Source organism: Paenibacillus sp. OSY-SE, assembly GCF_000283315.1.
Taxonomy (GTDB): domain Bacteria; phylum Bacillota; class Bacilli; order Paenibacillales; family Paenibacillaceae; genus Paenibacillus_B; species Paenibacillus_B profundus.
Map to the genome: position 1 here is coordinate 1 of NZ_ALKF01000040.1, position 228 is coordinate 228.

The 228-nt window shown below is 47.8% G+C and carries 1 pseudogene; it reads right to left on the reverse strand.

Annotated features, from left to right (window positions below):
• A pseudogene (locus A372_RS32630) lies at nt 1-228 on the reverse strand (sugar ABC transporter permease); the annotation flags it as partial.

The following is a 228-nucleotide window of genomic DNA, read 5'->3' on the forward strand; positions in this document are numbered from 1 at the left end:
AAAATGACCATGTTGTATCCCAGTCCCAGCCATATGCTAAGTAGAGCAATCGACGGGATCACCCAATGCGTATCGGTAAGCCACATCGGGCCTGCAATGCCAATCGCTCGCAACAAGTGGTTTAAAATGCCAAATTCACCATTCAGTATCCACATCCAGATGACCCCCACCGATACCGAACTGGTTACGACAGGCATGTAAAAAAACAAGCGATAGATTTCCCTACCC